This window comes from Brevundimonas mediterranea (genome assembly GCF_014196125.1).
GTDB lineage: Bacteria > Pseudomonadota > Alphaproteobacteria > Caulobacterales > Caulobacteraceae > Brevundimonas > Brevundimonas mediterranea.
Genome location: NZ_JACIDA010000002.1, coordinates 821,922 through 846,011, shown reverse-complemented (window position 1 = coordinate 846,011; position 24,090 = coordinate 821,922). Strand labels below are relative to the sequence as shown.

23 protein-coding genes and 2 pseudogenes are annotated in these 24,090 nt (G+C 67.4%); 13 read left to right on the top strand and 12 right to left on the bottom strand.

The window, feature by feature from the left end; all coding sequences use genetic code 11:
* Positions 1–30 precede the first annotated feature (30 nt).
* Entirely contained in the window at positions 31–210 is a 180-nt protein-coding gene (locus GGR11_RS17025; RefSeq protein ID WP_183197549.1) for a DUF2933 domain-containing protein, read from the bottom strand.
* Positions 211–548: 338 nt separating this feature from the next.
* Here GGR11_RS17025 and GGR11_RS12890 point away from each other — a divergent pair, with 338 nt between their 5' ends.
* On the top strand, positions 549–1,205 hold the full coding sequence (locus GGR11_RS12890) for a DUF6629 family protein (RefSeq protein WP_183197547.1): 657 nt from the start codon (positions 549–551) through the stop codon (positions 1,203–1,205).
* A gap of 381 nt (positions 1,206–1,586) precedes the next feature.
* On the opposite strand, the gene GGR11_RS12885 is transcribed toward GGR11_RS12890, so the two are convergent.
* Together GGR11_RS12885 and GGR11_RS12880 are read right to left on the bottom strand one after the other, a co-directional pair.
* A complete protein-coding gene (locus GGR11_RS12885; RefSeq protein ID WP_183197544.1) occupies positions 1,587–2,693 on the bottom strand; it encodes a glycosyltransferase family 4 protein in 1,107 nt (368 codons plus the stop codon).
* On the bottom strand, positions 2,690–3,469 hold the full coding sequence (locus GGR11_RS12880; protein WP_343051134.1) for a lysophospholipid acyltransferase family protein: 780 nt from the start codon (positions 3,467–3,469) through the stop codon (positions 2,690–2,692). Before GGR11_RS12880 ends, GGR11_RS12885 begins: the two co-directional genes overlap by 4 nt.
* Before the next feature lie 218 nt (positions 3,470–3,687).
* Between GGR11_RS12880 and GGR11_RS16915 the strand changes: the two genes are divergently transcribed.
* Both GGR11_RS16915 and GGR11_RS12870 read left to right on the top strand, forming a co-directional pair.
* Positions 3,688–4,320, top strand: coding sequence for a class I SAM-dependent methyltransferase (locus GGR11_RS16915; RefSeq protein WP_183197542.1), 633 nt, complete (start codon positions 3,688–3,690; stop codon positions 4,318–4,320).
* A 23-nt stretch (positions 4,321–4,343) separates the two neighbouring features.
* Positions 4,344–4,481: a hypothetical protein gene (locus GGR11_RS12870; RefSeq protein ID WP_183197539.1), complete on the top strand. Its 138-nt coding sequence runs from the start codon at positions 4,344–4,346 to the stop codon at positions 4,479–4,481.
* 29 nt (positions 4,482–4,510) lie between these two features.
* On the opposite strand, the gene GGR11_RS12865 is transcribed toward GGR11_RS12870, so the two are convergent.
* From GGR11_RS12865 to GGR11_RS16910, 5 genes and pseudogenes are all read right to left on the bottom strand, one after another.
* Positions 4,511–6,991, bottom strand: coding sequence for a heavy metal translocating P-type ATPase (locus GGR11_RS12865; protein ID WP_343051133.1), 2,481 nt, complete (start codon positions 6,989–6,991; stop codon positions 4,511–4,513).
* 403 nt (positions 6,992–7,394) lie between these two features.
* Positions 7,395–8,033, bottom strand: a pseudogene (locus GGR11_RS16800) (type II glyceraldehyde-3-phosphate dehydrogenase); the annotation flags it as partial.
* An 18-nt stretch (positions 8,034–8,051) separates the two neighbouring features.
* The gene (locus tag GGR11_RS16795) at positions 8,052–8,444 is read right to left on the bottom strand and encodes a hypothetical protein (protein ID WP_246331793.1); all 393 of its coding nucleotides are present in this window, start codon (positions 8,442–8,444) and stop codon (positions 8,052–8,054) included.
* Positions 8,445–8,485: 41 nt separating this feature from the next.
* A complete protein-coding gene (locus tag GGR11_RS12855; protein ID WP_183197537.1) occupies positions 8,486–9,736 on the bottom strand; it encodes an SAM-dependent methyltransferase in 1,251 nt (416 codons plus the stop codon).
* A gap of 487 nt (positions 9,737–10,223) precedes the next feature.
* A complete protein-coding gene (locus GGR11_RS16910; protein WP_281380226.1) occupies positions 10,224–10,355 on the bottom strand; it encodes a hypothetical protein in 132 nt (43 codons plus the stop codon).
* A 215-nt stretch (positions 10,356–10,570) separates the two neighbouring features.
* Here GGR11_RS16910 and GGR11_RS17020 point away from each other — a divergent pair, with 215 nt between their 5' ends.
* Positions 10,571–10,768 (top strand): type II toxin-antitoxin system RelE/ParE family toxin, encoded by a 198-nt coding sequence (locus GGR11_RS17020; RefSeq protein WP_221205322.1) that lies wholly within the window; start codon positions 10,571–10,573, stop codon positions 10,766–10,768.
* A 108-nt stretch (positions 10,769–10,876) separates the two neighbouring features.
* Positions 10,877–11,086, top strand: a complete 210-nt coding sequence (locus GGR11_RS12845; protein WP_221205256.1) for a hypothetical protein — start codon at positions 10,877–10,879, stop codon at positions 11,084–11,086.
* Between the two features lie 634 nt (positions 11,087–11,720).
* Here the strand turns inward: GGR11_RS12845 and GGR11_RS12840 are convergent.
* The gene (locus tag GGR11_RS12840) at positions 11,721–11,963 is read right to left on the bottom strand and encodes a hypothetical protein (RefSeq protein WP_183197534.1); all 243 of its coding nucleotides are present in this window, start codon (positions 11,961–11,963) and stop codon (positions 11,721–11,723) included.
* A 169-nt stretch (positions 11,964–12,132) separates the two neighbouring features.
* Positions 12,133–13,725: an ABC1 kinase family protein gene (locus tag GGR11_RS12835; protein WP_183197532.1), complete on the bottom strand. Its 1,593-nt coding sequence runs from the start codon at positions 13,723–13,725 to the stop codon at positions 12,133–12,135.
* Between the two features lie 315 nt (positions 13,726–14,040).
* Here GGR11_RS12835 and GGR11_RS12830 point away from each other — a divergent pair, with 315 nt between their 5' ends.
* The 5 genes from GGR11_RS12830 to GGR11_RS12810 all read left to right on the top strand — a co-directional run bounded on the left by GGR11_RS12830 (position 14,041) and on the right by GGR11_RS12810 (position 19,159).
* A complete protein-coding gene (locus tag GGR11_RS12830) occupies positions 14,041–14,682 on the top strand; it encodes a lysophospholipid acyltransferase family protein (RefSeq protein WP_221205255.1) in 642 nt (213 codons plus the stop codon).
* Positions 14,683–15,421: 739 nt separating this feature from the next.
* Positions 15,422–16,681 (top strand): DUF4010 domain-containing protein, encoded by a 1,260-nt coding sequence (locus GGR11_RS12825; protein ID WP_183197526.1) that lies wholly within the window; start codon positions 15,422–15,424, stop codon positions 16,679–16,681.
* 390 nt (positions 16,682–17,071) lie between these two features.
* On the top strand, positions 17,072–17,680 hold the full coding sequence (locus GGR11_RS12820; RefSeq protein ID WP_183197524.1) for a LemA family protein: 609 nt from the start codon (positions 17,072–17,074) through the stop codon (positions 17,678–17,680).
* Positions 17,681–17,793: 113 nt separating this feature from the next.
* Complete coding sequence (locus GGR11_RS12815; RefSeq protein WP_343051131.1) at positions 17,794–18,456, top strand: TPM domain-containing protein; 663 nt, start codon at positions 17,794–17,796, stop codon at positions 18,454–18,456.
* A 1-nt stretch (position 18,457) separates the two neighbouring features.
* Positions 18,458–19,159 (top strand): TPM domain-containing protein, encoded by a 702-nt coding sequence (locus tag GGR11_RS12810; RefSeq protein WP_183197521.1) that lies wholly within the window; start codon positions 18,458–18,460, stop codon positions 19,157–19,159.
* Between the two features lie 99 nt (positions 19,160–19,258).
* On the opposite strand, the gene GGR11_RS16905 is transcribed toward GGR11_RS12810, so the two are convergent.
* On the bottom strand, positions 19,259–19,735 hold the full coding sequence (locus tag GGR11_RS16905) for an acetate kinase (RefSeq protein WP_281380236.1): 477 nt from the start codon (positions 19,733–19,735) through the stop codon (positions 19,259–19,261).
* Between the two features lie 67 nt (positions 19,736–19,802).
* Positions 19,803–20,150, bottom strand: a pseudogene (locus GGR11_RS17015) (acetate/propionate family kinase); the annotation flags it as partial.
* Between the two features lie 375 nt (positions 20,151–20,525).
* Here GGR11_RS17015 and GGR11_RS12800 point away from each other — a divergent pair.
* From GGR11_RS12800 to GGR11_RS12790, 3 genes are all read left to right on the top strand, one after another.
* Positions 20,526–21,221 (top strand): DUF6629 family protein, encoded by a 696-nt coding sequence (locus GGR11_RS12800; RefSeq protein ID WP_183197519.1) that lies wholly within the window; start codon positions 20,526–20,528, stop codon positions 21,219–21,221.
* Between the two features lie 489 nt (positions 21,222–21,710).
* The gene (locus tag GGR11_RS12795) at positions 21,711–22,127 is read left to right on the top strand and encodes a hypothetical protein (RefSeq protein WP_183197517.1); all 417 of its coding nucleotides are present in this window, start codon (positions 21,711–21,713) and stop codon (positions 22,125–22,127) included.
* Positions 22,128–22,294: 167 nt separating this feature from the next.
* Complete coding sequence (locus GGR11_RS12790; RefSeq protein WP_425485675.1) at positions 22,295–24,007, top strand: copper resistance system multicopper oxidase; 1,713 nt, start codon at positions 22,295–22,297, stop codon at positions 24,005–24,007.
* Positions 24,008–24,090 lie beyond the last annotated feature (83 nt).

Sequence of the window (24,090 nt, the reverse complement as noted above, 5' to 3'; positions counted from 1 at the left end):
CAACTTGGCCGGGCCCGGGCCCGATCCCGCTCAGTGGACATGGGGCGGTTTTCGGTCGTCCTCTCGCGAAACGCCGCCATCGCTGTCCTCCTCGGCTCGGCGCGACCCACGACCGCCGTGCCCGCCATGACCGCCATGCCCCACAAGGTGCAGCCCTATGAAGGCTGCCCCGAACAGGAGCCAAGGCCAGTTGTCCACCACCCAATTCATCGGTCTTTCCTGGATCTTTTGGTGGAGCGTTCGGTCCGATCTCCGGCATGGCCGAAGTCTTGTCAGGATCGCTCCGATGAAACCTATGACGCGGCCGATCCAGGCTCCTTACAGAACAGGGGCGGATCACGCCAGGAGCGCTTCGGGGGCCGCCGCTTTTGAAGTCTCGGGGTCAGGACGGTTCCGCACGGACAGATCGCGTCTCTGGGTGTCTGACCGGACCCGTGTCGTTTGAGATTGGTCGCCGCCGGCTTTTTGGCTCGGGACTTTATTGGCCGGCGGGATATAGCCCCGCCAACCCGTCCCCGAGACTGTCGAGCGTTTGGGATTGAACACGCATGTGCTTTTCAGCCACGGCCAGTTTCTCAGCAGGCGCCGCGCTGCTGATCATCGGCACGGTGACGGTTCGGCGCGCACGGCGGCGCGCCGAGCTGCCCTTTGCTTTGATTCCGGTCTTGTTCGGCATTCAACAGCTGATCGAGGGAGCCATCCGGCTGACGTTTCCCGACAAGGCTCCCCTGTTGAACACAGTTCTAACCGTGATCTATTCCGTTTTCTCGCACGTGCTTTGGCCGATCTATGTTCCGATCGCGGTTCTGCTGCTTGAGCCCATACCGTGGCGTCGCCGGGTGTTGCTGGCCATCGCGTTCGTCGGGGGCGCAGTGGGTCTCTACCTCCTGTATTTCATCGTCAGCCTGCCGATCGTTTCGCAGGTGCAGGGCGGGCACATCGCCTATGTGTCCCCGCACTTCTATGCCGCCGTTGTAATGCTGCTCTACGTCCTCGGCACCTGCGTCAGCATGCTCTTTTCGAGCCACTCCAGGGTCAGGCTTTTTGGTCTCGCGGCCTTCGTGGCCTTCGTCGGGGCCTATGTTTTTTACGCCGTATGGTTGATCTCCGTGTGGTGCTTTTTCGCGGCAGTGCTCAGTGTCATCGTGTTGCTGCACTTCCCTCGGCGACCTCCGACCTCACAGCTTCGCTCGCCCGCTGTTTGACAGGGCGTTGCGGATGCGGGCGCGAAAGGCGTTCAGTCGCTCGCTACGCCTGACTCCCGAAACTCGCGGGCTGGGGCTGAAGCCAGAGCCAGGCCTTTGTGAGAAAAGGAAGGGGTCCGCGCCGCGCTCCGGCGTCCGCGTCCTTCGAACCGTCCTCTGCCTCGAACTGATCCTGTGCCGGATCCCGCGACAAACTCGCCCCTGACCTGCCCGCGCGGGTGTCACGCTCGCGACGCTCATGCCGCCAAGGCTGTGGTGGCGCCGGGGCGTGGAAGGGGGCGGCGACCACCTGAGGTCAGCACAGCCGCATGATCCGGCGCGCCGGTCATGTCTTCTGGCCGGAGCGCCGGACCGGGCAAGAGCGATACTGGCGGGCTTGTCTCAGGCCAGGACTGCGAAGCTCAACGGTTCGTGCCGGGGCGCCGCGTAGCCGTCGATCAATTGTTCGGCAAAAGGCCGTTGCGCCGACAGGTCGCCATAGACGTCCAGATAGCGCCTCGCCATGGCCGTGGCCGAGAACCGCAGGTCGAACCGGGCGCGGACCGCCTCGCGGTCCAGCAGATGCGCCCGGCCGGCGGCCGCGACGGCCTGTTCCAGGGTGTCGACGAGGTAGCCGGTCTCCCCGTCCTCGATGACCTCGGGCGTCGAGCCGCACCGGAAGGCCACCACCGGCGTGCCGCAGGCCATGGCTTCGATCATCACCAGGCCGAAGGGTTCGGGCCAGTCGATGGGGAACAGCAGGGCCTCGGCGCCGCCGAGGAAGGCTGACTTCTGGTGGTCGCCGATCTCGCCGACGAACTCGACCAGCGGATTGCCTTCGACCAGCGGCCGGATGACGGTTTCCCAATAGACCTTGTCGGCCGCGTCGATCTTGGCGGCCATCTTCAGCGGCTTGTTCAGCCGGGTAGCGATCTCGATGGCGCGGTCGGGGCGTTTCTCGGGTGAAATCCGGCCCAGGAAGGCCAGATAGCCCTCCGGCTTCGGCGAGAACCGGTAGAGTTCGCCCGGCATGCCGTGGTGCACCGTGGCCTTCCAGTTGGCGAAGGGCAGGGGGCGTCGCTGGTCGTCCGAGATCGAGACGAGGCCGAACTGCGGCCAGCGCTCGTAGACGCCGCCGATATCCTTCATGTCCAGGCGCCCGTGCAGGGTGGTGAGGGTCCGATCGGCGTACCGCTCGAACATCGGGAACTGGATCATGTCGGTGTGGAAGTGGATGACGTCGAAGTCGTCGGCGCGCTTCAGCACCTCCGACAGCATGACCATGTGTGCGGCCAGGTCCGACTTGAACGGCGCCGGATCCAGCCGGATCGCCTGATCGCGTACGGGGATGAGCCGCGCGCGCGTCTCGGCGTCGGCCGAGGCGAACAGGGTGACGTCGTGGCCCAGATCGACCAGAGCGTCGGTCAGGTGGGCGACGACCCGCTCGGTGCCGCCATACAGCCTGGGTGGCACGGCTTCGTACAGCGGCGTGACCTGGGCGATCTTCATGGACGGAGCTCCGGCATTTGAGGAGATGCGAGCCAACCCGCCGACAAGCCGGGCGCCGCCACCCGCCGCTTCTCGATCGCACCGACCTCGGCTTGCATGGCGGCTTGCGCCGTCCGGGTGAAATCCTTTGCGCTGAGGCCTGGGTTGATCGGCTCCAGCAGCGACACGGTGATGACCCCTGACCGCTGGGGAAGGCCGCCGAGACCCCAGAAGCGCCCCGAATCCAGGACAACGGGGAGGGTCGGGACGCCGAGCGCCTTGTAGAGAAACTCCACACCACGCCGGAATTCGATCGGTTCGCCGACCGCCTTGCGGGTGCCTTCCGGAAAGATCAGCACGGGGCGTCCGAGCGCCAGGGCCGCCCGACTTTGCAATGTCATCTCCCGGAGGGAGGCGGCCGCCGATGCCCGATCGATCAGGATCATCGGCGAGTGCCTCAGGTACCAGCCCATCACCGGGATACGCAGGAGTTCGCGCTTGGCCACAATCGCAACATCAGGAAACAGGATGAGGGCCGCCAGGGTTTCCCAGGTCGATTGATGGTTGGAGACAATCAGGCCCGGCATAGGATGAACGTGCTCCCGGCCCCGCTCCCGATGCCGCAAACCGACGACGCCAGCCAGCAGGGCCAGAACGCCGCGGGCCCAGACCCGCGACAGCATTCGCACCGTCGCCGGCGGGGACCCGGCGATCGATACGAGCGGGATCGCCAGACCAAAAAGCGCGGTCCAGAGCCCCCACAGGCCGCCAAACGCCAATGAACGTAGCGTAGACACGAGACCCTCCGTTCACGCGACGACTGGGAGGAACGCTCCAATCACTACAAGGGACGCTGCGGCGGCCCTTCCATTACATGTCGGGGTGGCGTGCCCCTGACCCCCAAGGAGCAAGGCAAGCGTTGGACGTTGGGTTTGGTTCGCAAACCGCGTTGCCTGTAATGTCCCCCGGACTCCGGCGTCTCACCGTGCGCCCCCTCTCCACCACGGTGAGCCTGATGATCAAGGAAGCCCTCCGGTCAATTCTGCCCGACCGCACCGCATTCCACCTTCTCGCCACGGCGCTCGGGCGTGCCGTACAGCATGGCTCGCTCGTGGTTGTCGATCCCTGGGGACAGCGGCATGTCTTCGGCCCGGACGAGACGCCAACGGCGAGCATCCGGCTCACGGATCCCCGAATTCCAGGGCGCGTACTGGCCGACCCCATGCTGGGCGTGGGTGAAGCCTACATGGACGGCACGCTTGTCCTGGAACAGGGTTCGCTGCGCGATTTCCTGATGATGGGTGCTTCCATCGCCAGTGATTTCGCCAGCCCGTCCCAGAAGCCCCAACGGCCCAACCCGGTCGAACGGGCTCGCGCCAATGTCGCCCACCACTATGACCTCTCCGAGGAACTCTATCGCCTCTTCCTCGACCCCGACCTGCAGTACTCCTGCGCCTATTTCCAGGATGGCGACGAAAGTCTTGAACTGGCCCAGGCCAAGAAGAAGCGTCACATCGCCGCGAAGCTGCGTCTGGAGACCGGGCGCTCGGCTTCTACGCTGTCATCGGGTTTGCCACCCTTTTGGGCTTCGCCCTACACAACTCGCCGCTGGATCCGATCAAGGCGCTGTTCTGGAGCGCGGTCCTGAACGGCCTGATCTCCGTACCGATCATGGCGACGATGATGATCGTCGTCGGGCGGGCCTCGGTGATGGGGCCGTTCACGGCGCCCCTGATCCAGCGTCTGCTGGGATGGGTCGCCACCCTGGTGATGGCGGCCGTGGCGGTCGGCATGTTCGTTCTCAGGTGAGCGCGTCGCAATCGGCGTATCGAGAGCCCTTAAGTCCCGGCGGGCCGATGACGACGCCCGGACTTTCTTCGCCCTCCGCCGTGGGCCATTGGGAGGTCTTGTGCGTCCGGCGGCCCAGCCGACCGGTCTCCTTGATGCTCTCGCAGTCGCGTCGGCGAGCACTCAGATCTTGACCGCCCGCATCGCAACGCGTTGCCGATGACGCTCACCGATGAGACGGCCATCGCGGCGACCGCAACGATCGGCGACAAGAGAAGGCCGAAGACGGGATACAGCACACCAGCGGCGATCGGAATCCCGGCGACGTTGTAGGCGAACGCGAAGATCAGATTCTGGCGGATGTTGCGCATCACCGCATGCGAGAGCCGCCGGGCGCGCACCAGAGCCTGCAAGTCGCCGGTCAGGAGGGTGACGCCGGCGCTCTCGATCGCCACGTCCGCTCCCGCGCCCATGGCCACCCCCACATCGGCGGCCGCCAGCGCCGGCGCATCATTGACGCCATCGCCGGCCATGGCCACGACGCGGCCCTCCTTGCGGAACTTCGCCACCACCGAGGCCTTGTCCTGGGGCAGGACCTCGGCGGCGACCTCCTCGATGCCGAGCCGTTTGGCCACGGCGTGGGCCGTGGTCTGATTGTCGCCGGTCATCATGACGACGCGGACATTGGCCGCCTTGAGGGCCCTCACCGCCTCGGCGCTGGTGGCCTTGATCGGGTCGGCGATGCCGATGACGCCAGCCAGGCGACCGTCGATAGCGACGAAGATCGCGGTGGCGCCCTCCTGGCGCAGGGCTTCGGCACTCGCGTCCATGGATGCGGTGTCCACGCCCTGCGCCTTCAAAAACTTCGGGTTTCCCAGAACGAGGCGGCGACCCTCGACCTGGCCGAGGACGCCGCGGCCCACGGGGGAGTCGAAGTCGGCGGGATCGCTCAAGGCGAGCTTGCGTTCGAGGGCCGCGCGGACGATGGCCTCGCCCAGCGGGTGCTTGCTGGCGCGCTCCAGACTCGCGGCAAGCCTCAGGAGTTCTGTCTCATCCTGCCCCTCGGCGGGCTTGAGCGCGGTGACGGCGGGATGGCCTTCGGTCAAGGTCCCGGTCTTGTCGACGACGAGGGTGTCCACCTTTTCGAACCGTTCCAGCGCTTCGGCATTGCGGATCAGGATTCCGCTGCGCGCCCCGCGGCCGACGCCCACCATGATCGACATGGGCGTGGCTAGGCCCAGCGCGCAAGGACAGGCGATGATCAGGACCGAGACGGCGGCGATCAGCGCATAGCCGAAGCGCGGCTCGGGCCCGAGCGCCCACCACACCGCGAAGGCGACGAGGGCCACGGCGATGACCGCCGGCACGAACCAGCCGGAGACCTGGTCCGCCAGCCGCTGGATGGGCGCGCGGCTGCGCTGCGCCTGGGCCACCAGTTGCACGATCTGTGAGAGGAGGGTGTCGGCGCCGACGCGCTCGGCGCGCATGACGAACGACCCCGTGGTGTTGAGCGAGGCGCCGATCACCTTGGCGCCGGGCTCCTTGGTCACCGGCATCGACTCGCCGGTCACCATGGACTCATCGACGGCGGCGCGGCCTTCGACCAATTCGCCATCGACGGGCACCTTCTCGCCAGGCCGTACCCGCAACCGGTCGCCGACCCCGATCTGGTCCAGGGTCACTTCCTCGTCGCTGCCATCGCCGCGGATCCGGCGGGCGGTCTTTGGAGCCAGGTCGAGGAGGGCGCGGATGGCGCCGGAGGTCTGCTCGCGGGCCCTGAGCTCCAGGACCTGGCCCAGCAGGACGAGGACGGTGATCACCGCGGCGGCCTCGAAATAGACCGGGACCGCGCCCTGGGCGCTGCGGATCGCCGCTGGGAAGGTGTGCGGCGCTAGCAGCGCCACCATGCTATAGGCCCAGGCGACGCCGACGCCCATGGCGATCAGCGTGAACATGTTGAGGTGGCGGGTGCGCAAGGAGGCCCAGCCGCGTGCGAAGAAGGGCCACCCGGCCCACCAGACCACGGGGGTGGCCAGCGCGAACTGGATCCAGTCCGAGACGTGGCCATCGACCCGCATCATCAGACCGGTGAGGTGACCGCCCATCTCCAGGGCGAGCACGGGAAGCGCGAGCACCAGCCCGATCCAGAAGCGGCGCGTCATGTCGGCGAGCTCGGGATTGGGCTTGGCCTCGGCGTCGACCGTCTCCGGCTCCAGGGCCATGCCGCAGATCGGACAGGATCCAGGGCCGACCTTGCGGATCTGAGGGTGCATCGGGCAGGTGTAGAGGGTCCCCGCTGGCGCCGGGGGCGGCTTGGCCGCCGCGCTCGAGGTCAGGTAGCGCGCGGGCTCGGCGATGAACTTGTCGCGGCACCCGGCCGAGCAGAAGTGGTAGGCGCGGCCGGCATGCTCCGCGTGGTGCGGCGTCGTCGCCGGGTCGACCGTCATCCCGCAGACGGGATCGATCGCCGCGGTCGCAGGGCCCTGGGAGGCGGCCGCGTCGGAGGGGAGATGATGGTGGAGGCTGGTCACGGTTAGCTCCCGCTCGGTTGGGGCCGCTGGGGCGGAGACGTCGGCTTGCAATTTGCGGATCTGGGTACAGCCTCGATCACACCGATGATCTCGTCCGACAAAGCCACACTTCGCACCCGGTTGCGCCGGCTCAAGGGCAGATTGGCGGCATCACGCGGGTGCTCGACGAGGATCGCGACCGAGAGGACTTGCTGACGTAGCTGCAGGCGACGCGCGCCGCGCTCGCCCGCGTCGAGGTGGAGGTGCTGCAGTCGCTGGTCGACGCCTGGCTGGCCGACGCACGTGGGGGCGGGGCGGCCTCTCATGAGGCGAGCGCCGAGCTGCTGCGGCTGAAGCGCGCGGTGCGGTAGGGCCAGGTTACGGCCTGCCCGCCGCCGGCTCCCTGTCCGAGACGGGTCCCCGCTCACGAGCCCACGGCGGCCAGCTCGCCGATGCCGAGGCTCGCATTGGTCTGGGCGATGGAGGCGGCCGGATCGTCCACCGCACCGGACAAGGCGCGGATGGCGTCGATCGTCTCGGGAATGACGATCGCCTGGTTGTCCACCATATAGGCGTAGAAGAGCTCGTCGCCCTCGACCCGCAGCATGTCGGCCCAAAGCGCCACCTCATAGAGATCACCATGCGGACGGCCGAGGTCGGCGGTCATCTCCTTGACGACATTGAGCGCGACGAGGCCGTCCCCCATGGAGACTTGCGCGATGCGCGTCGAAGTCGCGAAGGCCGCCAGCACCTCGGCCCTATCGGCGGGCCGCGTCAGCTGCACGGCCCAGTAGTGCAGATGGCCTATGGTCTCGGGAACCTTCACGGCCATGGTCAGTACGTCCAACTCGGGGTCTACGCTCTGTGCGTCGGGCCCCTGATGGCTCGGGATCTCCGGCTCCGGAACCAGGGTGTTCATGATGCCGCTGTGGTCGTTCTCCCAGGGATCGGTCGCCCGCCGCAGCAATGTGCCGCGCGCGCGCCGCAGGGGGCCGGCGCGTTTGAGCACCGACAAGATGCGCACGATAGAGGTGGTGTTGCAGGAGACCACCCGGGTCGCTGGCCGGGAGAGCGCCCCCGCCTATCTGGCCTCGGCGACGAACGAATGTCCGGTCGCCTCGTGTTTCTCGCCGCCCTGCACGATGAAAGGCTTGCCGGCTTGGCGGTAGAGCGCAGCGTTGGCGGCGCCGACATGTTTTGGCGTGCAGTCGACGATGATGTCGGCCGCGCCGATCAGGTCCGCAAGCACGCCGGCGGGCGCCAGCCCCGCCTTAAGCATGGCCTCGGAATGCCCCGCCGTTACGCCATAGAGCGAGAAGCCGCGTCGCGCGGCGTCGCGTAACCGCCAGTCGGCGGTGACATCGCCGATGCCGACCAGCACCATATCACTCTGTCGGGCGACGGCCGCGGCCACCCGCTTGCCGATGACGCCATAGCCATTGACCGCAACGCGGATCTTGTGGGCCCCGCTCATGATTTGGCCTCGTTCTGCAAGAACTGTGGGGAGGGGGAGGCTCAGGCGCTGGCGCGGCGTTCGTCGTCGACCATATAGTCGCGGGTCAGCGGCAAGGCCCCGACGTCGCGGCTCAGTTGCAGCTGGAAGACCATCAGCCCGCCCACCCGGAAGCCCGCTTCGCAGGCGGCTAGGTAATATTCCCACATGCGGCAGAAGCGCTCGTCATAGATCTGCGCGGCGGTCGCCCGCCTCGCCTGGAAGCGGTTGTACCAGCGCTTCAGGGTCTCGGCGTAGTGCAGGCGAAGAACCTCGACATCGGTCACCCATAGCCCCGCCTTTTCGACGGCCGCGAAGACCTCCGAGAGCGAAGGGCAGTAGCCGCCTGGGAAGATGTATTTGTCGATCCATGGGTCGCTGTCCGCCGGGGCCGCCCGGCGGCCGATGGCGTGGATGAGCGCGACCCCGTCGGGCGCCAGGCGGTCTCGGACGGTTTCGAAGAACTCGCGATAGTGGGGCTGTCCGACATGCTCGAACATGCCGACCGAGACGATCCGGTCGTAGACGCCGGTTTCGTGTCGATAGTCGCGCAGATGAAACCGCACCCGCTCATCCAGTCGCTCGGCGGCGGCCCGGTCCTGGGCGACCGTCAACTGTTCCCGCGAGAGAGTGAGACCATCGACTTGCGCCCCGTACCCACGGGCCAGCTCGAGCGCCAGGCCGCCCCACCCTGATCCGATGTCCAGCACGCGAGCGCCAGGCCTGAGCCGAAGTTTTGCGGCGATATGGCGCTTCTTGCGGGCCTGGGCGGTCTCGAGCGGCTCGTCGCCGGTCTCGAAATAGGCGCAGGAATATTGCAGGTCCGGATCGAGGAAGAGCCGATAGAACTCTTCGGAGAGGTCATAGTGATGGGCGACGTTCGCGCGGGCGCGGGCGATCGGATTGGCCCGGCGCAGCCTGCGCAGGGGCGCGGCGAACTCGGTCAGGCCGCCGACCTGCTCGACAAGCACGTCCGAGGCGGCCACCGCGATCAGCAGGAAATCGCGTAGGTCGCCGTCCTCGATAACAAGCCGACCGTCCATATAGGCCTCGCCAATGTGGAGACTGGGGTTTCCCAGCAGCCGCCCCGCCTCGTCGGGATCGGTGAAACGGATCGTGGCGAATGGCGCGTCGCCGGTGCCGAAGGCATGGCGCCCATCCCACGGATCGATCACCGCGAGGGTGCCGTAGCGGACCGAGCGGTCAAGCACCTTGGCCAGCAGATCGAAGGCCGCGCGGTCGGGGAGGACGGAACCAAAGGCTTCTCGGAGCATGAGCTTGTTCCTGAAGGATGTTGATGGTCTTCTAGACGCCGCGCATCAGCGCGGATTACACATCGCCGATCGGCGTGGCCGGGCCGATCCTGGCGAGACGCCGCCGACCCGTGGGGCGATCAGATAGGTGGCGACGGCGCTAACCGCGGCCAGGCCTGCGCTCCACAAGAATGGCGCGCCCGCGCCGAGTTGGCCGAAGAGCCACCCGCCGGCGGCGGCGCATGCCGCTTGGCCCAAGCTCGACGCCGCTGTCTGACGCCCCAACTGGGCGCCTTGGCGCTTTCCCGCGTGCACCGAGAGCCAGTAGGCGAGCGTCGGGCTGACCGCCCCGGCGCTGGCGGCGATCAGGCTGACCACGTCATCCTTGGCGCGAATCCGGCCACCGAAGACGCCAAGAAGAGCCCGGCCGCGAGCAAGGCGAAGCCCGGCGCGAGGAAGCGCCAAGTGCGTTCGGCGCGCACCAGCGGAGAGAAGAGGACGGCCTGGGTCACGAACATGACCAGCTGCACACGGCGAACATGGCGGCGATCTCGCCTTGCGTGGCGCCGGCGAGGCGGCCGCTCCGCAGTGAAACGCCGACCTTGAAGACGCCGACGATGGCCGCGACGGCGAAGCTCAAGGCCAGGAGAGCGTTGGTGAGGACGCTTTAACTCGGCCGCCGGTCCGCAGCGGGCGCGGCCGGCGCCGCGGAACGGCGCAAGGTCAGCCAGATCCATCCGCCGCCGATCACCGCCAGCAGGGCCGCGCCAGCGAACGGCGTAGAGGCCGCGGCGCCAAGCCCTGCCGAGACGACGGCTGGTGCGCTGATCCAGACGCTGAGGGCGGGGCCCAGATCTGAGCGAGACCGATCAGGATGCGATCGACTTCACGGTCGACCTGCTGATTGCGCAAGGGCCGAACCTGCGCTTTCCGCATTCGTCGGGGATCGGCAATTCGCGGCGCTCTCACATGCGCGAGCTGCGGATTCAGAGCGAAGGAGGGCCGCTGCGTGTTTTCACGCCTTCGATCCGCGTCGGTCGGCGATCCTGTTGATCGGAGGCGACAAAACGGGGGACGACCGTTTCTATGCGCGGCTGACCCCATCGCGGACGAGCTTTACGACGTGCGTCTGAAGGAATTGAAACAGGAAGGATTGTTGAAATGAGCGGACATCGCCCGTTTTCCGACCTCAAGAAGGGTTGGAGCCCCGACCGGCTCGCCGCGAATGAAACGCGGAAGGCGAAGCTGGTGGCCGAAATGGTCAGCCTGGAGCAACTCCGCGAAGGTCTGGGCATCAGCCAGGAGGAACTGGCGAACGTCATGGAGGTGAGCAGCCGGCCATCTCGAAGCTGGTCCGCCGTCCTGACATGAAAGTCTGCACATTGCGCGGCCTGATCGCGGCGATGGGCGGCGAGCTGCACATCACTGCGACCTTTCCCGACCGTTCGGTCGAGATCGGAAATTTCACAGCCACGCCGGCTTGAGTCCCGCCAATGAACGCCCTGTCGAACCGCCAATCACGCTGTTCTTCGCCCCAGCGGCATCAAACAAGTCCGCGAGACTCAGAAGGCCAGTCAGTCAATGTTCGCCCGTCTCAATGTCAGCACCAGCATGATCTGGCGTTGGGAAGCCGGGGCCGTCGAGCCCAATGGGTTTGCGCGCAGGCGGTTGTCGTAGTCGAGAAGCGCCGGCTCATTCTGGCTCAGGCGGCTCAGCAGCCGCCGTGCCGGCGGTGTTCGCGTTCGGGCGCTTGGCCAGGCGTCGTCTTCTGACCGTCCGGGACTCCAGGCTCGGGCTCCTGCCGAGGCAGTTGCTGCGCGCGGCGATGACCGCCGTGTCCATGCCCATGTCCGAATAGATGAAAGGCGAGGAATCCGGCCACAAGAACGACCCAGATCCAGTTGTTTGCAAGCCAGCTCATGGCGGAATCCTCAGATGGGGCGGTCGGTGGCGCCCGGGCCGCGTGAGACGCGAAGGTCTTTGACGCCGTCCGCCGCAGCGGCCGCTAGGGGTTGTGGAATTGCGCCTTCTCGCAGGCGCCACGGTGCTCGGGCGGCATCTTGTCGAGGGCTTCCTTGGTGCAATCGGCGCTCCAGGCCGGCATGGACCGGTCGCTCATGTAGCCGCCCTGGGGTGGCATCGCGTGAGAGCTGGACAACATGGTGGCGTCCGTATGCGGCTGGCTGGCGCACGCCGAAACGGTCTCGGCCAGGATCACGGCGTCCGCCAAGGCTGTCGCTTTGCTCATGAGAAGACCTCCTCTTTGACGGTCCGAGGCCGAAGCACCGCCAACGCGCCTGCGCCTCTGGTCTTTAGACGCACGGGCGTAGCCGAACGCGCGTCCTCGGACGGCACGTGAAGATGTCAGACCGGTGGGCGTGACCGAGGTTCGCAAGGCGGTCGCTCGACGGTGGCGGCTAGGACCGATCGGTCCGGCCGAGATTGCGTACGAGGCGAAATGTGAACCAGAGCGCAAGACCGTAGCCCAGCGCGGCCAGGAGGGGCAGGTCGCCGAGGATCCGCGGACCGATGCTGTGTTGCATCAGCAGTGAGGCGGCGATGTAGAGGCCAAGGGCGACGAGGGCCAGCGCGATGCGATCGGCGGAGCGTCCCAGACGATCGGCCGCAGCGGTCGCGTCGGGAAGCCGGATCGCAAGGCCGCCGCCTTGGCGCCCATCGTGCAGCCAGCGGGCGGCTGCCTGGGGAAGGTCCCGCGCCGCCGTGGCCAATTCCCAGCGAAACCGGCCGAGCGTGGGCGCGGCCCCGCCTTTGGCATGGTCGAGGCTCTGCAGCACCTTGGGCGCGCTTTCGCTCAACATCTCGGTCACGTTCAACCCCGGATCCAGCGTGCGCAGGGTTCCTTCCGCGATGAACACCGTGCGCATCAGCACGCCGAGGTGGGGCGGCAGCGCGACCGCGTCGCCGCCGCCTAAGCGGGCGATGTCGACCATGAGGCCGGCGATGGACCAGGACCCGAGCGGCATGCCCTCAAGCTCGACCAGGATCGCCTCGACGCCGCGGACGACCGCGGTGCGGTCGACGCCCAGCGTGAGCAAGCCGAGATCGCTGGCCGCGTCTGCGAGCCAATCGGGATCTTGCGCCGCAAAGGCCTGGACAAAGGCCATGAGCGCGCGCCGCGAGACCGAATCCAGCATGCCCACCGCGCCGAAGTCGTGAAAGCAGAGGCGCCCGTCTTCGAGCACAAAGATGTTGCCCGGATGCGGATCCGCGTGGAACACCCCCACCCGGAAGAACTGCTCCAGATAGAAGTTCACGAAGGCCTGAGCGAGCGCCTTGGCCTCACCCGCCAAGGTCGCATCGCCGATGTCGCGCCCATGGCTCATTTCCTGAACCAGAACGCCGCGGGCGCTCAGAGTGTCAATCACATCGGGGATGAAGACTGTCGAGGAGTCCTGAAAGGCGCGTGCAAAGCGACGGATGTTCCGCGCTTCCTCATCGAGGTCCGTCTCGCGGCGCAGGTTGCGCCAGATTTCCCGGGCCAAAAGCACCACGCGCCGCCGGCGCAAGAACGGCACGAGCACCGTTCCCAACCAGGCGACCGCGACTACGATGCGCATGTCGCGGTCGATCTGGCGGCGCACGCCTGGGCGCAGAACCTTGACCACTACCCAGCGGCCGTCGTGCAGGCGGGCGCGATGGACCTGGGCGACAGAGGCCGCGGCGAGCGGCGCCGTCTCGAATTCCATGAACAAGTCTTTAGGCGCCTTGCCGAGCGCCGCTTCGACGGCCATTGCGGCGACCTCGGCCGAGAAGGGCTGCGCCGCCGCCTGTAGACGGCCCAGCTCGATCGTCCAGGCGGAGGAGAGCAGGTCGCGGCGCTGGCTGAGCGCTTGCCCCAGCTTGACGAACGTCGGCCCGAGCTGCTCCAGCAAGCGTCGAACCCGCTGCGGCAGGGCGGCGGCGGTTTGCGGCCGAACGCGCGCCCAGAGCGCCGCGATCAGCAGTCCAAACGCCGCCAGGCCGATCTGAAGCGCCCTGAGGATGATCATGCCCGCCCCGCCGCTGCCGATGACCAGAAACTGGACGTCGCTCGGACCTGCCCATTACAGCGGCTGGCGAGGATGGCCGCCCCGATCCAGGCCCAGATGCGGCAGGCCTGGCTCCGAAGGTCGCAGGCCTGATCGCGTCAGGGCGCGGCGCCCGGGCGTCCGCTGAGAGAGGTCCGCTGCACTCCTTCGATCGTCTCGCATCGGAATGGTTTGCGCGGAGGCGCGTCTGAGGCGTAGGGGCGAGCGCCCCATGGAGGCGATGCGCGCACACTCCGGTCTGCCGTGTTCATAGCTATATGGGCCGCCTGGACCGGATTGTTCGGCCTGACCATTCCGCTGTTGTGGGTGCGCGGGTCGCCCCCGATGGCGATCCGCAGGTTCTCGCGGGTGTGGGCGCGGGGCGTGCTCGCGCTGCTCGCCGTCGTGGTCGGCTTGCGCTTCATCGTGCGCGGCGGGCCGTCGGCGCCCGTCGCGCCCCGGCTGATCGTCGCCAACCATCAATCCACGTGGGAGACGGTGGCGGCCCTGGTCCTGTTTCCGGACGTGGCGATCGTCGCCAAACGCGAACTCCTGCGCATCCCGGTGATGAGTTGGTACCTGCGCCGCTCCCCGATGATCATCATCGACCGTGATGACCGGCGCGCGGTGCGGGAGATGCTGGTGCAAAGCCGCACCGCGTTGAAGACCGGCCGTTCGGTGTTGATCTTCCCGGAGGGTACCCGGACACCGCCCGGTGGCGCGATCCGCTTCAAGCGTGGCGTGGAGTGGCTCTATCGGGGCCTGGACGTCGAGGCGACGCCGGTCGCCTGGGATGCGGGTCGGTTCTGGCCGCCCGGCGGCGGCCCCACTGGGCGTGGGGTCGTCACGGTGACGCTGTTGGCCGCAATGCCGCCGGACCTGCCGGCGGCGGAATTCGTGCGACGGGCGGAGACGGCGATCGAAGGCGCGCTGACCTGAACCCGCAGCGCTGGGTTCGGTGAGGCCGCAAGGCGCTGCCGTTGTCGGGGACACACGACGCGCGCTATCAAATCAAGCCCCTCAGCGGTGGGAGGGCTGGCCATCCCCCACCCGGTCGAGGGCTTCGATCATCGGGGTCCAGGGCGCGGATTTTTGGCGAGACGCGACCGCGGCCGCTCGCGACGCCGGATCATACGCCTGTGCGACCCGCCCGCCGGTGTAGGGCGGTTGCTCAAGGACCAGGGCCGACCCCTGAAGCGTTGATCTGGCCGAGCAAGGGCAGGGCTGTTTCGCTGCCCAGGACGCCACCGGTGAGGCCGAGCGTGGGCTGATAGCCGGATCGCGCCTGCGACACGACTTCATCGACCGCGCGCTGATTCTCCCGGCGGGCCACCAGGCCGGGGTCGTCCGGTAAGCCGCATCCAGCGCTTCGCCCAGGTTTCCGCTGATGCAGGCGAGGCCAGCAAACCCAGCGCCAGGCTGAGGATCTGCCCTGACCGCGCGAACCGGCGTGCCCTCGTCATATGCGATACCTTTCGCAAATCCGTTCCCCGAGCCCCGTCGCGGCGCGCAAGCGCGTCCGGCGGCCGCCTGCATTCCGCTAAAGGACGATGCGTCCCGCACCCGATTACAGGTGCGCAGCGGCGGGCTCTCGTGTGGGCTGTAAGGGTGGGTCGCAGCGCAGCGTCTGCTTGCCGGGGCCCCTAGGAACCTCGGCCCCGGGTGAGGTTGTTCAGACGTGTCAGAACTTGAAGTCTTGGGGCGGCTGGGCGTGTCTCTGGCGATCGGACTCCTGATCGGGCTCGAACGCGGCTGGCGACGTCGTAGCGCGGGCGAGGGCCGCCGCGCGGCGGGCCTTCGGACCTTGGGCTTGACCGGACTGCTGGGCGGCGTGGTGGCGTCGACCACAGGGGGCGCGGCGGACGCTCTGCTGGCTGGCGCATTCCTCTCCCTCGCGCTCGTGCTCGGCGTGTTCCAACTGCTCGAGGCCCGTCGCACCCGCGATGCGAGCGCGACCGGTGTGATTGCGGGGCTGCTGGCGTTCGCCCTGGGCGCCTACGCCGCCCGCGGGTCGCTCCTCGTGGCGGTCGGCGGCGCCGTCGCCGCCACCGCCCTTCTCGCTTTCAAGCGGCCCTTGCACGCCTGGGTGCGTGCTCTGAGTTGGGCGGAGCTCCGCGCGCTCCTCGTCTTGCTGGTCATGACCGCTCTCATCCTGCCGGTGCTGCCGGATCGCACCTTTGATCCTTGGCAAGCGCTCAATCCCCGGCGGATCTGGCTGTTGGCGGTGTTGATCGCCGGCGTGTCATTTCTGGGTTACGCCGCCGTCCGCATCGCTGGCGCGCGCGGCGGCCTGCTGCTCTCCGCCCTCGCCGGGGGCCTGGCCTCATCGACGGCGACGACCTTGAGCTTTGCGCGGCTGGTGCGCTCAAACCCCGCGCTCTGCACGTGGCTCGCGGGCGGCAGTCTCATCTCCAGCGGGCTGATGGCCCTGCGGGTTCTCGTGCTCGCGGGCGCCATCAACCGACCTTTCGCTCTGGCCCTCGCGTGGCCGATGGGCGCGTTCGCCCTGGTGTTGGGCGCAGCGGGAGCGCTCCTGATGACCAGGCGCCCGGCGGGTGCTGAACCGCAGACGATCACGACGTTGACCAATCCGCTCGAGCTGGCCTCAGCCCTCAAGTTCGCCGGACTGATCGCGGTGATCATGCTGCTGGGCAAGGTGCTCTCGCGCGCCTTTGGCGCGATGGGGGTTTACGGTCTGGCCGCGCTGTCGGGCGTGGCGGACGTGGACGCTCTGACCCTGTCGGTCTCCGAGCTGGCCGGGCGCGACCTGGCGGCATCGGCCGCCGTGCTTGCGGTGAGCCTGGCTGTGGCGTCCAATACGCTGTCGAAGGCGGTCATTGCGGCCGTCGTCGGCGGACGAAAGCACGGCCTCCTCATGGGCGGCGCCAGTTTAGCGGCCGTGGCGGCGGCCGCCCTCATCCTCGTCCTGCGGATCTGAGGCGGCCGACCGGTGTAAGCGCTGGGCCGGCGCAGCGTCTAGCGGTAGAGCGACGCTCAGGGCCTTCTGAGCGCCAAGCTTGGGGAACCGCCGAATGCGAGACCACGCCCATAGTCAAGCCAAGCCATCGCCAAGTGTTGGTCGTCACGGCGCGGCCTGCGCCAAGGCGCAGGAATCGGCTCGTCTCGACCAGGCGCTCGCCCAGTCGAGTCCCGCCAGTGATCCACCCGCCCTCATCGCGCGGCGCCCGGCGTCCGAGCCTCGCCGGAGAGGGTCTCACCCCAGACGCGACGGGTCAGCTTGGCGGCCACATCAGGCTTCACCGAAACGGATTTATGGGAGACCGATGTGACCAATTTCCTGCGACGTTTCGCACGTCTCGGAGCGCTGATGCTCTTCCCGGTCCTGCTGGCCGGTTGCGGCGTGAACACCATCCCCACCAAGCAGGAAAAGGCCAAGGCCTCATGGGCGGATGTCCAGAGCCAGTACCAGCGGCGGGCCGATCTGGTCCCGAACCTGGTGGCCACCGTGCAGGGTTACGCCGTGCAGGAGCGGACCGTGCTCACCCAGGTGACGCAGGCCCGCGCCTCGGCGACCCAGGTCAAGGTCGATGCTTCGACCGTCACCGACCCGGCGGCGTTCCAGCGCTACCAGGCGGCCCAGAACCAGCTCACCGGCGTGCTCGGTCGTCTGCTAGCGATCAGCGAGAACTATCCCGATCTGAAGTCCAACCAGAACTTCCTGGCCCTTCAGAGCCAGTTGGAGGGCACCGAGAACCGGATCGCCGTCGCCCGCCGCGACTACAACGAAGCGGTGCGCGACTACAATACAAGCCTGCGCACATTCCCCACCATCATCTGGGCCAAGACCGCCTATTCCTCCGCCACGCCGATGCAGCTGTTCCAGGCCGCCGAAACTTCCCAGGCCGCGCCGAGCGTCAGCTTCGCGCCGGCGCCGGCGGCTAACTCCGCCCCCGCACCGCGCGCCCCCGCCCAATGACCGCGCGGGGTCGCCCGGTCCTGGCGGCCGTCCTGTCACTGCTTGCGGGACTGCTGCTCTGGGCCGCGGCGGCGGTGGCGGCTCCGACCTTTCCCAGCCTTACGGGGCGGGTGGTGGACGACGCCAACATCCTGTCGCCTCAGACAGAGGCGGCGCTCACCGCCAAGCTCGAGGGGCTCGAAGCCAAGACCTCCCGGCAGCTGGTGATCGTCACCGTCCCGTCGCTGCAAGGTTACGAGATCGAGGACTACGGCTACCAGCTTGGCCGCGCTTGGGGCATTGGCGAAAAGGGCCGCGACACGGGCGCGCTCATGATCGTCGCGCCGACCGAGCGCCGGGTCCGCATCGAGGTCGGCTACGGGCTGGAGGGGGTGCTCACCGACGCGCTTTCGACTGTCATCCTTCAGGACCGGGTTTTGCCCAGGTTTCGGACAGGGGACTTCGAAGGCGGCGTCGTCGGCGGCGCCGACGCGCTGATCGAGCAGCTGTCGCTGCCGGACGACCAGGCCAAGGCCAGGGTCGCGGCCAGCGCCGAGCCGCAGAGGGCCTCGAACGGCTCGGTTCCGACCGTGGTTCTGGTTCTCCTCGGGCTCTGGGTGCTGCTCGGGCTGTTTGGGACGATTACCGGCCGACCCGGCCATCGCATGGACCTTTGGATGCTGCCGCTGCTCCTGCTGATGATGAGCGGCTCCGGCCACGGGCGTGGCGGTCGCGGCGGCGGCTTCCGCGGCGGCGGCGGCTCTTTCGGAGGCGGCGGCGCCTCAGGGGGTTGGTAGAATGCTGCTAAATCGAGATGACCATGATCGCATCGAACGGGCCGTCGCGGCCGCCGAGGCGACGACGCGCGGCGAGATTGTCTGCTCCGTGACGGACGAGGCGGCGACCTATGCCGAAGTCCCTTTGGCCTGGGCGGCGACCGGAGCGCTGGCGCTCCCCCTGCTCGCTCTCGCCATCGCCCGCGCCGCGGGACACTTCGACTATGCGCTCGGCGGTTGGTCGGCGGCTCACGTGGCGGCCATGCACGCCGCGGTGCTGACGGCTCTTGCCGGCTACGCGTTGCTGCAATGCTTGTTGTTCGCGAGCATTTTCGCGCTCGTGTCGCTTCCGCCAATCCGTCGGGCGTTGACCCCGCCCGCGTTGAAGCGGACCCGGGTGCGCGAACGCGCCCTGGAACAGTTCTTTGCGCGCGGCCTGGACAAGACCCGAGAGCATACCGGCGTGCTGATCTTCGTATCCCTGAAAGACCGCAGGGCTGAGGTGCTCGCCGATTCGGGGATCAACGCCAAGGTCGGCGCCGCGGCTTGGGACAGGGCGATCGAAGATCTCCTGTCAGGCGTGAAGGTGGGAGAACCTTGCCGTGGGTTGGTAGCCGCCATCGAGCGTTGCGGCCGTCTCCTCGCGGAGCACTTTCCTGCGGGACCAGAAAACCCCAATGAGCTGCCCAACGCACTGATCGAGACACCGCCCACCCGATCATGATCGCGTCGTCTGCCACCGAACTGTTTGGCCGAGCGCGCGTAGCAGCCGGCCCCCGGCCGGTGCTGGCGTCACAAGGCTCCTGAGACCGCTTGAGACCCCTTATGATCGAAGGAGGCCGTACACCGCCTCCGCCGTCGCCAGTTCTTCGTCGGCGGGAAGCACCAGCACCCGAACCGGCCCCACGCCGATCTCAGTCGCGCCGGCGGCGTTGCGAGCAGGATCGAGGCGCAGGCCCAACCAAGCCGCCTGTTGGGCGATGCGCTGTCGGATTTCGGGTGAACCCTCGCCGATGCCCGCCGTGAACACCAGCGTGTCGAGTCCACCGAGCGCCGCGCTGAGAGAACCGATCTCGCGCCCGCCGCGATAGACGAAGACTTCGACGGCCTCCGCCGCCTCCGGCGCCGGACTGGCCAGCAGCTTGCGCATGTCGTGGGAGATGCCGGAGAGCCCCAGCAGACCGGAGTCTTCGTAGAGCATGCGGCGGACCCCGTCCGCGGTTATGCCGAGATCCAGGAGATAGAGGATCACGCCGGGGTCGATCGCGCCGCAGCGCGTGCTCATCGGCACGCGGTCCAGCGTGCTGAAAGCCCATGGTCATGGCCAGGCTGCGGCCCGTATCGAGCGCGCACAAGCTCGCGCCGCTTCCCAGATGCGCGACGATGGCGCGGCCGCCCGCACACTCCGGATCCAGGTCGCGCAAGCAGCGTGCGACGTGAGCGTAGGATAGCCCGTGGACCCCATAGGCGAGCACGCCCTCGGCGATCAGGCGGCGGGGCAGGGCGTAGAGGCGCGCGGACCTTGGCTGGTCCTGGTGAAAAGCTGTGTCGAAGCAGCCCACCTGCCGGGCCGCCGGCAATATCTGCTGCGCGGCCGCCACACCCTCCAGAGCGGCTTGCTGATGCAACGGCGCCAGGGGGGCGAGCGCCCGCAGATCCGCGAGGGCCGGAGGGGTCAGCTCGGCCGGGCCCTTGAAGGCGGCCCCGCCATGCACGATGCGATGTGCGACGACCCGGATTGACTGGGCGAGCCCGTGGCGCGTGAGCGCCTCGCACGCCAGGCGCGCCGCCGCGCCCGTCGCCACGGGGCCCTCCAATACCTCGCGGACAACACCCTGCCCTTGCGCGATGAACAGCTCTGGTCGCCGGCGAGGTCGGAGATCGCGCCACGGCCGGCGGGGCTGACCCCGCCGGCCGTGGCGTAGAGGGCGAACTTCAAACTGGAAGAGCCCGCGTTCATCGCCAAAAGATCCGGGGGACTTGCAAGCTGCAGGTTGATCAGGGAGTCTGGGCGAGTGGTCTCAGCAGGAGTCATCTTGCTCGAGCACTCTTCTTGGCCGCGATGAACGCAAACCAAAGGTTGACCGCGAATGTGTTTTTCCGCGACGGCCAGCTTCACCGCGGCGGCGGTGCTCGCCCCAGCCGGCGTGATCAGCCTGGGACGCGCCTGGCGCGGTGATCGGCGCTATCTCGCCCTGGCGGCGTTGCCCCTGCTGTTCTCCGTTCAGCAGCTGCTCGAAGGGTTGGTCTGGCGCGCCGGCGAGGCCGGCGACCTTGCCGCGGTGACGCGGTATTCGTTGGGATACATGTTCTTCTCTTGGCTGGCATGGCCGGTCTGGGTGCCCTTGGCCACCTACTTCATCGAGCCTCCGCACCGTCATCGACTTTATCTCCTCTTCGCCATCCTCGGCGGGTTTCTGGGCGGGTTGCAGTATGTTCCGTACTTCGCCCATGAGGACTGGCTGGTCACCCGCTTCTTGTCGCATGCGATCAGCTATGGCGGGACCGAATTGCTGGGTCTCGTCATCGGTCGCGAGTTCACCTACGCGATCTACCTGCTGGTGATCATCGGCCCTCTATTGCTCAGCTCCAGCAAGGACGCCAAGGTATTTGGCGTGCTGGTCAGCATTGTCTTCGTGATGACCTATCTGTTCTTCACGTTCGCCTATATCTCGGTGTTCTGCTTCGGCGGCGCGATCATGTCGTTGTACCTTGTGTGGCGGCCGTTTTCCTCGTCCCGTGGTCGCCACGAGCCACCGGGTGGTCGCCCGCGGCCTTGGACCTGATTGGCGGCGCGGCTTCGTCCAGCGAGGACAGGCGGTTCCCGACGTTCGAAGGCTCATGAGATCCTCAGATAGAGGTGTAATCAGAAGCCGGTATTGAGAACGGCGGGTCAGCCTCGCCCAGTGCGCGGGTCGGCCTCCCGCCGCCCCGTTTCTCAGTCACTATGCAGCCCCGCCCGATCGCGATAGCCGGGGCTGGCGCGGCGCGGGCGTCCGCCGACCAACACGGCGTCCAGGGGCGATGGCCGCCGGCCTGACGCCGAGGAGCTGCGTATCTCGTCACCCGAGAGGGTCTCATGCTTGAGGAGCGCCTCGGCCAGGTGGCGAAGCTCGTCCGCGTGTGCACCTTGCGGACCCTGGCTTCGCCTTCCTCGACGATGCACCGGATCTCCTCATCGATGATCCTCCCCGTAGCTTCCGGCCGGTTGATCCATGTCAAGGCAGGCCGCCCATAAGCCCAATAGGCCGGACATCAGATTTTGGGGATCGACTATGACGACGAACACACCCAGCACCGCGATGATCCAAAAACTCAATCCGCTGTCCGCCGCATCCGCGCTCATCCTTCTGCTCGCTGCATGCGATCAAGCCCCGGCGTCGGCCCGGAACTCTGCGCAGCAGTCGGTGGATCCTGCCGGCGCTGCGCCGGCCGCCGGTACAAGTGCCGACGGCGCCGCTGCGGATGACGACGGCCACGGTCAGGCAGGCATGGACTGCCGCAGCGCGGCGGCCAACTGCTCTGAAGCCGGTCGGGCGCAGGACCATCGCAGCGGAATGGCCATGGAACGTGAAGCCCAAGCGCAAGGCATGGCGGCGGGCGCCCAGGCTCCGATCGCCCGGCCCGGCCTGCAGACGGAGGAGCACATGGGCATGCCGATGAATGACGGAAAAATGCCGGCGCCCCGCTGACCCGGCCATGAAACACGATGCCCCCGCGCCGGATATGCAATCTCGGTTCTGGTCCGCCGCTCCACGTATGCGGCGGGCCAGAACCGGCCCGGCGGGGGTCTGAGCGCCACGGAATTGTCTATTGTCGACTCGCCTTTGGATGATCGGAACTGAGATATGAGTATGACTTGTTCGGTCCCGGCTATTGCCGCTCCCAGCGTCCCAACATGACGTCCTGCGCCCAGGGTCTGGACGGGGCGACGCGGCGCAGGTTCGTCATGGGCGGGACCGTCGCGGGGGCGGCGGCCCTGACACTGCCGGCGTGGAGCCAGGTCGCCGGGCAGCGCGGCGAATATGAGCTCACGATCGCGCCGCTGAGCGTCAACTTCTCCGGTCGCACATCGACGGCCACGGCGATCAACGGCACAATCCCCGGGCCATTGCTCCGCTTGAGGCAGGGCGAGACGGCGACGATCCGCGTGACCAACCGCCTCGAGGAAATGACCTCGATCCATTGGCACGGGATGCTTGTACCGCCTGAAATGGATGGCGTACCCGGCATAAGCTTTCCCGGCATAGCGCCGGGCGAGAGCTTCACATACCGTTTTCCGGTTGTTCAGGCAGGGACCTATTGGTACCACGCCCACACGCTGCACGAGCAAACCGGAGTCTATGGCGCGATCGTCATTGAGGACGCTGGTGGAGGTCCGCCGACCGTCGACCGGGACTATGTGGTCATGCTCAGCGAGTGGAGCGATGAGGACCCGGTCGCCATATTCATGAAGCTCAAGAAGTACGGCGGCTACTATAACTTCGGGCAACCCAACCTTGGCGACTTTGTCGACGATGCCGTCAAGTCGGGGTTCTCCGCAGCCATGGCGCGCCGCGCGATGTTCTATCGCGCGCGCATGGATCCGACGGACCTCAGTGATATCTCTGGCTACACCTTCACCTATCTGATGAACGGCGTGTCGCCGGCGGGCAACTGGACCGGTTTGGCAAGGCGCGGCGAACGCGTCAGGCTCCGTTTCGTCGGCGCGGGTGCAGCCACCTATTTTGACGTTCGCATTCCGGGCTTGAAGTTGACTGTAGTGGCCGCCGACGGTCAGCCCGTAGAACCGGTGCGGGTCGATGAATTCCGCATCGGACCAGGCGAGACCTATGATGTTCTCGTCGAACTTCCGGATGACGCGGCCTATACGATCTTTGCGCAGGCCATGGACCGCTCGGGGTTCGCGCGGGGCACGCTCGGCGGGTCGGGAGCGACAGCCCTTGCCCCGCCTCCCATGGATCCGCGGGTCTGGCTCACGGCGCAGGACATGATGGGCGCCATGGCCATGGTCGATATGCCGGGAATGGCCTCTGTCGGACCACCCGCCGTGGCCGCCCGGCACGCGCGAACCGAATACGGTCCCGGTGTCGACATGCGGGTCGATACCCCCAGGGTCAATCTGGACGACCCCGGTATCGGTCTACGGGACAACGGGCGCCGCGTTCTGACCTACGCCGATCTCAGGTCGCAGGGCGTTGTCGTGGACGCGCGTCCCGCCGGCCGGGAGATCGAGCTGCATCTGACCGGGAACATGGATCAGTACATCTGGTCGATCGACGGGATCCGGTATTCGGAATCGCCCCCGGTCGCGTTCCGGACCGGCGAGCGGCTTCGAATGGTGTTGGTCAACGACACCATGATGACCCACCCCATGCATCTGCACGGCATGTGGATGGACCTGGAGGATCCGGACGGCGCTTTTCGGGTGCGCAAGCACACCGTCAATGTCCAGCCGGCTCAACGGGTCGCCATCGGGATCAATGCCGATGCGCCCGGTCGATGGGCGTTCCACTGCCATATCCTTTATCACATGGCGGCGGGCATGTTTCGCGAGGTGGTCGTGGCATGAGAACGCTAGATCAGCACGGGGCCCGGCGCACTTCAGCGGTGATGGGGGCCCTTGCGGCGCTCATGGCTCCCGGCGTAGCAGCC